Genomic DNA, 12,485 nt, shown 5'->3' with positions numbered 1-12,485 from the left:
GGCTACCGGCCCACGGTCGGTAACGGCCCCGCGCCCGGTCATCAGCCCGGGATGGGCACCGGAGCGGCCGACGGCCGCACGCCCCGGCCTGGCGGCTCGGCAGGGCCTTCCGACGGGCCGGGGGCCGCGGCGAATCCGCATCATGGCGGGCACTGGCCGCGTGGCTTCGTAGCGCGCGCGTTCGGGGGTGAGCCGGTGGTCTACGGGGCGCCGCAGCACTACGCGCCGCCGCCGCAGTATCGGACCGCGGCGGGTTACGCCCAGTATCCGCAGGGCTATGGCGTGCCGCGTGGCTACCGGCCCATGCTGCCCGCCCCCGGACCCGAGCCGGTGGGTGCGCCGCTGCCGGAGACCCCGCGCCTGGTTCGCCGCAGCGGTGGACGGGTGGTCGGCGGCGTCGCGGGTGGTCTGGCCGACCATCTCGGTGTCGACGTGGTCAAGGTGCGGTTGGCGTTCGTCTTGCTGTCCGCGCTGGTCGGCGCTGGTCTGGTGGCGTACGGGCTGCTGTGGATCTTCACTCCCGGTGGCGCGGACGCCGCGAAGCCCACCGGTGACGAACGCAGGCAGGCGATCGGGCTCGCCCTGCTCGGGCTCGGGCTCGCGGTGACGGTGGGGTGGCTGTTCCAGGGGACCGCGGCGAAGGTGATCGCGCCGATCGTGGTGGTCGCGGTCGGCGCCGCGCTGGTGTGGCGCGAATACGATGTCGCCGCGCCGGGTCCGCGCGCCCTGTTCGGGCTGCCCGCGCGACCCTCTGTGGTCACCTGGTCGCGCATCGTGGCCGGGGCGACGCTGATCGTGGTCGGGCTCGGGGTGGTGGTGCTGGCCAGGATCGATCTCAGTTCGCTCGGGTCGGCGCTGATCGCGGTGGCGGTCACCCTGGTCGGCGCGGGTCTGCTGACGGTGCCGCTGTGGCTGCGCATGGTTCGCGCGCTCAATGCCGAGCGCGGCGCCCGTATCCGCAACGAGGAACGTGAGGAGATCGCCTCGCACCTGCACGATTCGGTCCTGCAGACGCTCGCGCTGATCCAGCGGCAGGCCGAAGACCCCCAGGAGGTGCTCCGCCTGGCCCGCAGTCAGGAGCGCGAACTGCGCAAGTGGCTCTTCGACGACACCGCGCCCGCTCAGTCCAGCCTGGCCACCGCGCTGCGCACCATCGCGGGCGAGGTGGAGGACCAGCACGGTGTGAAGGTCACCCCGGTGACCGTCGGCGATGTGGCGATGGACCCCGGCGACACCGGGGCGGGCCTGCCAAAGGAACATTTCACCGCGCTGCTCGGCGCGACCCGTGAGGCGCTGGTCAATGCCGCCAAACACGCCGATGTCCCCGAGATCGACCTGTTCGCCGAAACCGAACCCCACCAGGTGAGCATCTTCGTACGTGACCGCGGCGCCGGTTTCGACGTGTCGGCGGTGCCCACGGATCGGCGCGGGGTGGCCAAGTCGATCTGCGCCAGAATCGAGCGTCGTGGCGGTACCGCCGTGATCGACTCGACCCTCGGGCGTGGCACCGAGGTACGGATTGTCATGCCGCGCACCGACTCCGGGACCTCCGAGCCGGACGAGACCGCGACATCGGGCTCGGACGACTCCGGAAACCAGGCCGATTCCGCACCGAGCCCCGAGGTCGACGCGTCGACCCGGGAGCAGTCGACCGATCGCTGATCGCGCGATCACCGGCGAACTCGAGCCGATTTCGGCGTCCGGACACCGTGGTGTGGTACCGATGACAGCAGGTCGATCGAGCGGTTCGAATGAGGAGTCTTGTAGTGAGTGTGCGGGTGTTCCTGGTCGACGATCACGCCGTCTTCCGGTCGGGGGTGCGGGCCGAGTTGAGCCGGGAGACCGATATGGAGGTCGTCGGTGAGGCCGGGGCGGTGACCGAGGCGGTCGCCGGGATCGACGCGGCGAAGCCGGACGTGGTGCTGCTGGATGTGCACATGCCCGATGGCGGCGGGGTGGCGGTGCTGGGCGGAATCGCCGAGGGGCCGGTGTGTTTGGCGTTGAGCGTGTCCGACGCGGCCGAGGACGTGATCGCGGTGATCCGGGCGGGTGCGCGCGGGTACGTCACCAAGACGATCTCCGGTGCCGAACTGGCCGACGGTATTCGCCGGGTCGCGGGCGGTGACGCGGTGTTCAGTCCGCGATTGGCCGGTTTCGTGCTCGACTCGTTCACCGGGCGCTCACCGGTTCCCGAGCCGCCGCTCGATCCCGAACTGGACTCGCTCACCCCCCGCGAGCTGGAGGTGCTGCGCCTGCTCGCCCGTGGCTACACCTATCGGGAGATCGCCGAATCCCTGTTCATCTCGGTGAAGACCGTCGAGACGCACGCGTCGAATGTGCTGCGTAAGACCCAGCAGTCGAACCGGAACGCGCTGACCCGGTGGGCGCATCGACGCCGGATCGAGTGAGGCTCGGCGCTCTACATCACGGCGATGATGATCGCGATCAGGATGATCAGGCCGATCAGCACGCCCGCGCCGATGGCGAGGGGGGCGCCGTTGGGGAGGTTGTCGACGAAGCTGCCGGTGCGCTGTTGGGGTGCGGCGGCGGTGGGGGCGAGCGGGGCGCGGTGCGGGCGCGGCAGGGGGGCGGAATTGGAGCTGCGCAGGCCGCTGGCGGAGTTGCGGGTGGACCAGGCCGGGATGGTGCCGTCCTCGGCGCGCAGCGGCACACCGAGGATGTAGCCGCCGGTGCCGGGGCCGAAGGCGGCGGTGAGGATCTCGTCGCGCGCCTCGGCCATGGTGGGGCGGCGCTGGGGTGCGGGCTCGAGCATGTGCAGCAGCGGCTGGGTGAGGATGCCGCAGCGAGTGGGCGGGATGATCCGGCCCATCGCGGCCGCGGCGACGACATCGTGCTCGTCGGAGTCGAAACCGAACGGCGGCTGACCTTCGAGTGCGGTGTAGAGGGTGGCGCCGAGGGAGAACACGTCGCTGGCCTCGGTGGGCCGGGCGCCGCGCGCGACCTCGGGTGGGAGGTAGGCGGGCGTGCCGGTGATCACACCGTCGGCTTCGTCACCGTGGGTGTCGCCTGCCCCGCGCGAGATGCCGAAGTCGCTGAGTTTGGCCAGGCCCACACTGTTGCCGCGGTCGGCGACGAGGATGTTGCCCGGCTTGATATCGCGGTGCACGATGCCCGCGGCGTGCGCGGCGGCCAGCGCGTCGGCCACCTGCGCGCCGATCTGGGCGACCTCGACCGCGGGCAGCGTGTCGACCAGCGCGAGCGCCTTGGCCACGCTGCGCGAGGGTAAGTACTCCATGACGAGCCACGGCTCACCCGCCTCGATCACCACGTCGTGCACGGCCACGGCGTGGGTGTGCGACAGCTTGGCGGCCACCCGGCCCTCGTGCACGATGCTGCTGCGGATTCGCTCGGCCTCGGCGGCGCTCAGTCCCGCGGTGGACAGCACCTGCTTGATCGCGACTTCCCGGTTCAGCAATCGATCGGTCGCGAGCCAGACCGCGCCCATGCCACCCCCGCCCAGCTTGGACTGCAGGCGGTAGCGACCCGCGACCAGGTAGTCGGGGCCGATATGGGGACGAGCACGTTCGTTCACGGGTGCGAGGGTAGCCGAATATGGCGCTGACTGGCCGGGATCTTCGGCGTGCTTCTCGGTGGACACGGGGCGGGGGTGGGTGTCACGCTGGTCGCTATCGAACGTATATTCGAATACGATCGATAGCTGAAACGGTGCTGCTGTTTCGGCGCTGAGCGGTTTCCCGCTCGCGGGTCCATCGTGGAAGTAGGTGGTGTTGATGGGTTCGGAAGCGTTGTCGCCCGATGCGGGCGCGCGGGAACGTGTGCTCGACGAGCTGCGTAGGCGGATGGCCGCGGGCCGAGGCCGTGGTGAGTCCGCGACCGGTCATATGCCACGTGAGCAGCCATTACGTCGAGATCTGCTGCCTGTTCCGCCTCCGCTCGCCGATCTGCTGCCCGATGGCGGGCTGCCGAAAGGCGCGGTCGTCGCCTATACCGGCGCGCATTCCCTGCTGACCGGGATGCTCGCCGCGGTCACTGGGAGCGGCGGTCACGCCGCGGTCGTCGGCCTGCCCCGGCTCGGTTTGCTGGCCGCGGCCGAGATGGGCGCCGAGTTGTCCCGGTTGGCGGTGATCACCGACCCCGGCCCCGACCCCGCCGAAGTGGCCGCGGTCCTGCTCGACGGCCTCGACCTGGTAGTCCTCGGTCTCGGCGGCCTCGCTGTTCCCCCGGCGCGCTGCCGGGTGCTCGCCGCCCGTGCCCGCAACCGCGGCGCCACCCTGGTCGTCGCGGGCGAATGGGTCAACCCCGCCCTGCGGCTGGACTCCCGCGTCACCGGATACCGCGGTCTCGGCCCCGGCCGCGGTCGCCTGCGCTCGGTCTGCCTCGATGTGCGAGTCAGCGCCAAGGCGGGCCAGACCCGCCGTGGCCGGATGGACCTGTGCGCCCAGGTCGGGCGCACCGAATGGCTGCCGCGCGAAACCGCAACGGAAGTCACCACCCTGCGTGAGGCTGTCTCATGACCACCGGCCCGTTACGCGGTTGCGGCCGATGGACATGAGGGGATCCGCCGAGCGGGCGGATCGGTGGTGCCGTCGTGACGCGTGCTGATCGGGTGCTGGCGGTGTGGTGCCTGGACTGGCCCGCGGTGGCGGCGGCCGCGGTGGCGGGGGTGTCGGCGGAGCGACCGATCGCGGTGTTGCGGGGGAACTCGGTGGTGGCGTGCTCGGCGATCGCGCGGGCCGAGGGGGTGCGGCGGGGGATGGGTCGCCGCGATGCGCAGGGATGTTGCCCGGAACTTGTTGTTGTGCAGGATGATCCGGATCGAGACGCGCGATTGTTCGAACCGGTGGTCGGTGCCGTCGATGAGACGGTGCCGGGCGTGGAAGTATTGCGGCCCGGGCTCATCGTGCTCGGGGCACGCGGAGCCGCAAGATATTTCGGCTCCGAGGAGGCCGCGGTGGTGCGGTTGATCGACGCGGTCGCCGTAGCGGGAGCCGAGGCGCAGATCGGGATCGCCGACACCATGTCGACAGCGGTGATCGCGGCGCGGCGCGGGGCGATCGTGGCGCCGGGGGAGGGCGCGCGATACCTCGCCGCGCTCCCGGTCTCGGAGCTCGCGGCGGAGCCGAGCCTGGCCGCGCCGCAGCGGGCGGACCTGGTGGATCTGCTGCGCCGCTTGGGGTTACGCCGCATCGGTGATTTCGCGCGCCTGTCTGCGGCCGAGGTGGCCTCCCGGTTCGGCGCCGACGCCGTGCTCGCCCATCGCACCGCTCGCGCCCTGCCGCAACGCCCGCCGTCGGCGCGGCGCGCCGCTCCGGAACTGACTGTCGAGCTGGCCTGTGACCCACCCATCGACCGGGTCGACGCGGCCGCCTTCGCGGGCAGGCAGCTGTCCACCCGGCTGCACACGGTGCTGTCGGCGGCGGGGGTGGCCTGTACCCGGCTCGCCGTGACCGCGCGCACCGAGACGGGCGAGGAACTCACCAGGATCTGGCGCTGTGCCCGCCCGCTCACTCCCGCCGACACCGCCGACCGCGTCCGCTGGCAACTCGACGGCTGGCTCACCCACCGCGCCCGCCCCACCGGACCGATCGTCGCGCTCACGCTGGAACCGGTCGAGGTGGTCGCCGCCGGTGCCCTGCAACTGGGCCTGTGGGGTGGCGAGGGCGAGGAAACCGAGCGCGCCCGCCGCGCCCTGGTGCGCGTGCAGGGCCTGCTCGGCGGCGAAGCGGTCCGCATCGGGGTGCTCAGCGGTGGGCGCGGGCCCGCCGAACGCATCACCATGATCGCCCTCGGCGACGAGCTGACCCCCGCCGCCGACCCCGCCAAACCCTGGCCGGGTCGCCTCCCCGAACCCGCCCCCACCCTGCTCCTGCTGCACCGTCCGGTCGTGCACCTGACCGCCGCCGACGGCGCCCCCGTCCTGGTTACCGACCGCGGTCTGTTCACCGCCGAGCCCACCCGCCTGCGCTGGGGCCGCCGGGAATGGGCCCTGCTCGGCTGGGCTGGCCCGTGGCCGGTCATCGAACGCTGGTGGTCCACCGCGGAACCGGCCGCCCCGGCGGTGCGCGCGCAGGTCCAGCTCGATGCCGAGCCCACCGAGATCCGGGCGGTCCTGCTCGTCTACGACGCGCGGCTGTGGCACGCCGAGGGCGTTTACGAGTGACGGCGACCACTGCGGTCGGCTCGGCTTTCCCGCTGGTCGTTCCCCTGGTCCTACAGTGAACGATGCCCGTCCCGGATCGCCGGCGACGGCTCGTCGCGGAAGGAGCGGTGTGAACCCGTTCGAGGGCATGCTGTGTTCGGCGGCCGCTGGTGATCTCGCGCTGTACGGCACCGCGGCGCATGTCACCGGCTGGCTGTGCGTCGAGCATCCCGGCGCGTGGGGCACAGATGTGATCGGCGACGAGGTGCTCGGGCCGGAGATCACCGCCGAACTGGCGGCGCGCACCACGGCGGCGCGGGTGCGGCCGACGCTGATCCGCCGTCCCGGCCGCAACGAGTTCACCGGAACCCGAACCGTGCTGCTGGCCAGTTCGCGACCCGAGGGGTCATGGTGTGAGCGGTTCGAGATCACCGACCTTCGTCAGCTCTTCGACATCGACCTGGGTCTCGTCGACGGACCCGCGCCGGGAATCGGTGCGCGCGTCGATGATCCGGTGATGCTGGTCTGCGCCCACGGCAAACGCGACCAGTGCTGTGCCCTGCTCGGTCGCCCGATCGCCGCCGCCATGGCCGCCGATCACCCCGGCCGGATCTGGGAGGCCTCGCACACCGGCGGCCACCGCTTCGCCCCAGCGGTCGTGCTGCTCCCGTCGGGCCTCACCTACGGTCGCGTCGACGCTCCCGCCGCCAGAGCCGTGCTCGACGCGGCCGATGCGGGCGAGGTCTCGCTGACCGGCCTGCGTGGCCGCGGCTGCTACCCGCCGATCTCCCAGCTCGCCGAAGTAGCTGTGCGCGAACAGGTCCCGGCCGGCGCCACCGATCTCACGGTCGCGCCCGATCCGGCTCCCGCCCACGACCCGACCCTGGCGGGCGCCGCCATCGTCACCCACCGCGATGGCCGCCGCTGGCGTGTCACCGCCCGCACCGTCGCCGCCGCCCCGCGTCAAGCCAGCTGCGGCGCTGGCCCCAAGCCCGCCACCTACCTGGAACCCGCTGCGGTAGAACAGCTCCCCGCGCAGTCGCTCGCTCAGCTCGAACGGCCCGCGACCCGCTGACTTCACTCCGGGTTCCGGGCGGGCGCGTCGTGCGGATGCCGGGACACCCGGTGGGAGACGGCTTCGCGGCTGGCCGAGTTCCATCATCTGATCCTCGACGTGCGGTGAATTCCGTTGGTTACGAGCCGAACCGGGAGATCACCAGTGTGTGCCGGGTACCCAGCGGGCCGCGCGGCGCAGGGCGGTGCCGGTGACCTTACGGGCGGCCGAGGGCGTTCTCGGATTCGACGGCACCGCGACCTCGGTGATCTCCGCCGATTCCCCTTTGGCCGCAGGCGAATCGGGCAGCGAGCGGTAGTAACGGTGCAGGATGCGGTCGCGGAGTTTGGGGGTGATGATGCCGCCGTACTCGGCGATGGTGCCCAGGGGGACGTCGATGCGTTTGGGGCGTTCGGCGAGGGCGCGCACGATCGTGCCCGCGGCCCACTCGGGGGATTCGGAGGGGCCCTGGTCGCCGCTGGGGGCGATCATCGGGGTGCGCACCAGCGGCATGTGGATGGTGGTGAAAGTTACTCCGTCGGCCAGGGTTTCGGCTGCGGCGACCTCGGTGAACTTGTCCAGGGCGGCCTTGCTGGCGAGATAGGCGGCGAAGCGGGGGGTGGCCATCTGCACCCCGGCGCTGGAGATGTTGACGATATGGCCGAAGCCGCGTTCGCGCATCTGCGGCAGCAGGGCCAGGGTTACCCGCAGCGCGCCGAAGTAGTTGACCGCCATGGTGCGTTCGAAGTCGTGCAGGCGATCGGTGGAGCGGTGGATGGCGCGGCGGATGGAACGGCCGGCGTTGTTGACGAGCATGTCGACGTGGCCGTGCTCGTCGAGGATGGCCTCGACGACGGAGTCCACGGATTCGGAATCGGTGACATCGCACGGGTAGCCGTAGGCCCGCCCGCCCGCGTCGACGATCTCGGCGACCACCGCGGCCAGTTCGTCAGCGCGGCGCGCGAGCAGGAACACCACACCGCCCTTGTCGGCGACCGAGAGCGCGGCGGCCCGGCCGATCCCGGATGACGCACCGGTGATCACCACCTGCCTGCCGGTGAGATCGCGCCGCTTGCGGCCCTGTTCACCTGGGGAAACCTGAGACATCACTGCTCCTTTGCAGCTCGTTCCCTCAGAACTTACTCCAAAGTAAGTTAGAGAACCAGGCCTCGGGAGAAACTCGAAAATATGTTCGAATGTCGCTCGCCAATAATCGAACGTATGTGCGATACTGGTGCGCATGGCGGACGATCGGATGGCGGACATCTATGCCGCGGTGCGGCTCGGCGGTGGCGACCCTGATGCGGCGCGCGCGGCGCTGACCAGGCTGTGGAACGAGATAGGGGAGGGCGGCGACCCCTTGCATCGCTGCGTGGTGGCACATCACCTGGCGGATGTGCAGGAGTTGCCGGAGGGCGCGTTGCTCTGGGATCAGCGGGCGCTGGCCGCGGTGTTCGGGCCGGGCATCCCGCTCGACGAGGGGCTGCGCGGATTCCTGCCCTCGCTGTATCTGAACCTGGCCGACAGTCATCGCCGCGTCGGTGACTTCGAGATGGCGCGGATGCAGTTGGCCATCGCGCGCGGGCACCTGGACGTGCTCGCCAACGATGCCTACGGCGCGGTGATCCGCACGGGTCTCAGCGATGTGGAGGCGGCGCTGGAGTCGCGCTCGATGGAGCGCTTGTCCGCGAGTTGAGTTGTCCGCCAACAGGAAAGGCGTGCGGTGATGCGGGGGTCGTGAGAGGAGCGGGTGCATGGGCTGGAGCAACGGGCCGCCGACCTGGTCGGAGCTGGAACGGGTGCTCTCGGGCAAGCCGAGCGGCAGGCCGCCGCAGGACATGCACCCGGGCGACGGCGGTGACAGTCCGGCCTGGTCACGCAAGCGCGGCGAGTACCACGCCGCCGAGCTCGACCGGCCGACCGGCCCGACGGTGCCCTACGCGGAGCTGCACACCCACTCCGCCTACAGCTTCCTCGACGGGGCCAGTCAGCCGGAGGAGCTGGTGGAGGAGGCGGTGCGGCTCGGTCTGGAAGCGCTCGCGCTCACCGACCACAACGGTTTCTACGGGACCGTCCGGTTCGCCGAGGCGGCCAGGGAATGGGGAATGCCAACGGTTTTCGGTGCCGAACTGTCACTGGGAACCGATGCGGAGGCGGCGCCGGGCCGAGGGGATGCGGTCCGGCGCCGTTCTGTACCTCGGGGCGGGGTGCGTTTCGCCCCGGGGCGAACGCGGGCGCGCGAAGCGGCGGCTGAGGGTGATCCGCGCGATGGCGGCGGATCGCCCGAGCCGCGAAGTGGGCACGCCGACGCGCCGGACTCGATGCCGCGCACTGGATCTCCCGACCCTGACGGCCCGCATCTGCTGGTCCTCGCCAGGGGGCAGGAGGGCTACCGGCGGCTGTCGCGAGAAATGGCGGCGGCGCATATGGCCGCGGGGGAGAAGGGGGTGCTGCGGTACGACCTGGACGCCCTCTCGGCGGCGGCGAGCGGGCACTGGCACATTCTCACCGGCTGCCGAAAGGGCCACCTGCGCACCGCGCTCGAACGCGATCTGCGCGGCGGCGATACCGGGCTACCGAAAGCCGAAGCGGCCCTGCGGAATCTGATCGAACGATTCGGCGACGGCCGGGTGAGTGTGGAACTCACCCACCACGGCATCGCCACCGATGACGAGCGCAACACCCTGCTGATCGCGCTGGCCGACCGGCTCGGGGTGCCCGTACTCGCCACTACCGGTGCGCATTTCGCGTCCCCGGAGCAGCGTCGCCGGGCGATGGCGCTGGCCGCGATCCGCGCCAGGAGCAGTCTCGACGAGATGGCGGGCTGGCTCGCGCCCACCGGCGGCGCGCACCTGCGCTCGGGCGCGGAGATGGCGCACCTGTTCGCCGACTACCCGCACGCGGTGGCGAACGCGGCGGTGCTGGCTCGCGAATGCGCGTTCGACCTGGGATTGATCGCCCCGAAGCTACCCCCGTTCGAGGTGCCGGCGGGCTATGACGAGAACTCGTGGCTGCGCGAACTCGCCCTACGCGGCGCCGCCGAGCGCTACGGCCCGCCGGAGCGCAACCCGCGGGCGTACCGGCAGCTCGAGCACGAGCTCGCGGTGATCGAGGAGATGACGTTCCCCGGCTACTTCCTGGTGGTGCACGACATCGTCGAGTTCTGTAAGCGCAGCGACATCCTCTGCCAGGGCAGAGGTTCGGCCGCCAACTCCGCGGTCTGCTACGCCATCGGCATCACCAATGTCGACCCCGTCGCCAACCGGCTGCTGTTCGAACGGTTCCTCTCGCCCGAGCGTGACGGGCCGCCCGATATCGATGTCGACATCGAATCCGACCGCCGCGAGGAGGCCATCCAGCACGTCTACGCCAAGTACGGCCGCGACTACGCCGCTCAGGTGGCGAATGTGATCACCTACCGGGGTAAGTCCTCGGTGCGCGATGCCGCACGCGCACTGGGTTTTTCGCCCGGGCAGCAGGACGCGTGGAGCAAGCAGGTGAGCCGCTGGTCCGGGGTGGCCGCCGAGACGGGCACCGATATCCCCGCTGCGGTGCTGGAACTCGCGGGCGAACTCGACGGCCTGCCGAGGCATTTGGGTATCCACTCGGGCGGCATGGTGATCTGCGATCGGCCGATCGCCGACGTGTGTCCGGTGGAGTGGGCGCGGATGGCCGGGCGCAGTGTGTTGCAGTGGGACAAAGACGATTGCGCCGCCGTCGGTTTGGTGAAGTTCGACCTGCTCGGCCTCGGCATGCTCTCGGCGCTGCACTACATGATCGACCTGGTGCGCGAGCACAAGGGTGAGAAGGTCGAACTACACGCGCTCGATCTCACCGAAGCCGGTGTCTACGAGATGCTTTCGCGTGCCGACTCGATCGGGGTGTTCCAGGTGGAGTCGCGCGCGCAGATGGCGACCCTGCCCCGGCTGAAGCCGCGCACCTTCTACGACCTGGTGGTGGAGGTGGCGCTGATCCGGCCGGGCCCGATCCAGGGCGGCTCGGTGCACCCCTACATCCGTCGGCGCAACGGCACGGAATCTCCGGTCTGCGACCATCCGGCACTGGAGAATTCACTGGCCCGCACCCTCGGCATTCCGCTGTTCCAGGAACAACTGATGCAGATGGCCATCGACGTCGCCGGTTTCAGTCCCGCCGAAGCCGATCGGCTGCGCCGCGCGATGGGCTCCAAACGCTCGCCGGAGAAGATGGAACAGTTGAAAGATCGCCTCTACCAGGGCATGCGCGACCTACACGGCATCACCGGCGATCTCGCCGATCGCATCTACGAGAAGCTCTACGCCTTCGCCAATTTCGGTTTCCCCGAGAGTCATTCGCAGAGTTTCGCCTCGATCGTGTTCTATTCGTCGTGGTTCAAACTGCATCATCCGGCCGCGTTCTGCGCCGGATTGTTGCGCGCGCAGCCGATGGGTTTCTACTCACCACAGTCGCTGGTCGCCGACGCCCGCAGACACGGGGTGCGCGTGCACGGCCCCGACATCAACGCCAGCCGCGCCGAGCCCACCCTCGAGAACGCGGGCACCGAGATCCGGCTCGGCCTGTCGAGTGTGCGCCACATCGGCGTCGACCTCGCCGAGCGCATCGTCACCGCCCGTGCCGAACACGGCCCTTTCGCCTCGATGCTCGATCTCACCGGCCGCGTGGAACTCACTGTCGCCCAGTCGGAATCGCTCGCGACCGCGGGGGCGCTGGACGTCCTGGTCGATACCGAACGTCCCGGTCTGCCGGATTCTTCAGCGGTGCGGCGGGATTCGCGTGGCAGCAGCGTGCGCAGGGCGGCGTTGTGGGCAGCGGGCGCGGCGGCGGTGGAACGTCCCGATCGGCTACCTGGCACCGGCCCCGCTATCGATGCCCCGGCGCTGCCCGGCATGAGCGCGCTCGAACTCGCCGCCGCCGACGTCTGGGCCACCGGCATCTCGCCGGGCTCCTATCCCACCGAATTCCTTCGCGCCCATTTGAACTCGCTCGGGGTGGTCCCCGCGTGCGATCTGCTGCTCGTCGAGGACGGCGCCCGCATCCTGGTGGCCGGCGCTGTGACCCACCGCCAGCGCCCCGCCACCGCCGCGGGTGTCACCTTCCTCAACCTCGAGGACGAGACCGGCATGGTCAACGTCGTCTGCTCGGTCGGCCTGTGGACGCGCTACCGCCGCCTCGCCCAGAACGCCACCGCCCTGCTCGTTCGCGGCCGCATCCAGAACGCCGAGGGCGCGGCCAGTGTCGTCGCCGACCACCTCGAACACCTGGACCTGACCATCGTCGCCCGCTCCCGCGACTTTCGCTGAGTTCTTGGAG

General features: G+C 70.7%; 9 protein-coding genes. 7 read left to right on the top strand and 2 right to left on the bottom strand.

The window, feature by feature from the left end; all coding sequences use genetic code 11:
• Positions 1–303: 303 nt before the first annotated feature.
• Together NA12_RS08305 and NA12_RS08300 are read left to right on the top strand one after the other, a co-directional pair.
• On the top strand, positions 304–1,662 hold the full coding sequence (locus NA12_RS08305; RefSeq protein ID WP_084472533.1) for an ATP-binding protein: 1,359 nt from the start codon (positions 304–306) through the stop codon (positions 1,660–1,662).
• A gap of 110 nt (positions 1,663–1,772) precedes the next feature.
• Positions 1,773–2,408: a response regulator gene (locus NA12_RS08300; RefSeq protein WP_255284070.1), complete on the top strand. Its 636-nt coding sequence runs from the start codon at positions 1,773–1,775 to the stop codon at positions 2,406–2,408.
• An 11-nt stretch (positions 2,409–2,419) separates the two neighbouring features.
• Here the strand turns inward: NA12_RS08300 and NA12_RS08295 are convergent, their stop codons facing one another.
• Positions 2,420–3,553 carry a serine/threonine-protein kinase gene (locus NA12_RS08295; RefSeq protein WP_067448086.1) on the bottom strand — a complete coding sequence of 378 codons (1,134 nt, stop codon included), beginning with the start codon at positions 3,551–3,553 and terminating at the stop codon, positions 2,420–2,422.
• Positions 3,554–3,752: 199 nt separating this feature from the next.
• Here NA12_RS08295 and imuA' point away from each other — a divergent pair, with 199 nt between their 5' ends.
• The 3 genes from imuA' to NA12_RS08280 all read left to right on the top strand — a co-directional run bounded on the left by imuA' (position 3,753) and on the right by NA12_RS08280 (position 7,196).
• Positions 3,753–4,496: a DnaE2-dependent mutagenesis accessory factor ImuA' gene (gene imuA', locus NA12_RS08290; RefSeq protein WP_067448044.1), complete on the top strand. Its 744-nt coding sequence runs from the start codon at positions 3,753–3,755 to the stop codon at positions 4,494–4,496.
• A gap of 74 nt (positions 4,497–4,570) precedes the next feature.
• A complete protein-coding gene (locus tag NA12_RS08285; protein WP_067448042.1) occupies positions 4,571–6,142 on the top strand; it encodes a DNA polymerase Y family protein in 1,572 nt (523 codons plus the stop codon).
• A 127-nt stretch (positions 6,143–6,269) separates the two neighbouring features.
• Positions 6,270–7,196, top strand: coding sequence for a ferredoxin family protein (locus NA12_RS08280; RefSeq protein WP_067448084.1), 927 nt, complete (start codon positions 6,270–6,272; stop codon positions 7,194–7,196).
• 138 nt (positions 7,197–7,334) lie between these two features.
• Here NA12_RS08280 and NA12_RS08275 read toward each other — a convergent pair whose 3' ends face one another.
• The gene (locus tag NA12_RS08275; protein ID WP_067448040.1) at positions 7,335–8,282 is read right to left on the bottom strand and encodes an SDR family NAD(P)-dependent oxidoreductase; all 948 of its coding nucleotides are present in this window, start codon (positions 8,280–8,282) and stop codon (positions 7,335–7,337) included.
• A gap of 133 nt (positions 8,283–8,415) precedes the next feature.
• Between NA12_RS08275 and NA12_RS08270 the strand changes: the two genes are divergently transcribed.
• Entirely contained in the window at positions 8,416–8,871 is a 456-nt protein-coding gene (locus NA12_RS08270; RefSeq protein ID WP_067448038.1) for a hypothetical protein, read from the top strand.
• A 58-nt stretch (positions 8,872–8,929) separates the two neighbouring features.
• Positions 8,930–12,475: an error-prone DNA polymerase gene (locus NA12_RS08265; protein WP_067448036.1), complete on the top strand. Its 3,546-nt coding sequence runs from the start codon at positions 8,930–8,932 to the stop codon at positions 12,473–12,475.
• Positions 12,476–12,485 lie beyond the last annotated feature (10 nt).

The organism is Nocardia alba NBRC 108234, from assembly GCF_001612665.1.
Taxonomy (GTDB): Bacteria; Actinomycetota; Actinomycetes; order Mycobacteriales; family Mycobacteriaceae; genus Nocardia; species Nocardia alba.
This window is presented reverse-complemented; position numbering and strand designations above follow the sequence as displayed.